The sequence below is a fragment of the Peribacillus sp. SIMBA_075 genome, assembly GCF_046534585.1.
In genome coordinates, this window is sequence record NZ_JAWRYN010000722.1 from 1 (window position 1) to 267 (window position 267).

At 51.7% G+C, this 267-nt stretch carries 1 protein-coding gene; it reads right to left on the reverse strand.

The genetic code is table 11. The features are described 5' to 3' along the window. Positions 1-267, reverse strand: a 267-nt coding sequence (locus tag SB775_RS30100) for a cation:proton antiporter domain-containing protein (protein WP_410864912.1), incomplete at both ends; no start/stop codon positions are given.

The window sequence follows — 267 nt, forward strand, 5'->3', positions numbered from 1 at the left end:
GCCCTGCCCAGGACATGAACAGCTTTTCTTTCACATCGTAATCGAAAAACGCCGTACTGATGAAAACGGCGGCCGGGCGGGCTACGAAAATCAACACGAACGATAACACAAGTCCTTTCCAGATCAGTTCCCAGTCCGCCAATTGGCTCGGAAAGACGAGCAGGCCGAGAATGACGAACATGACGATCTGCATGAGCCATGCGAATCCTTCATGGAAGGAGATGATCGAATAGCTATGCGTCAAATCGCGCGTACCGATCACAAGCG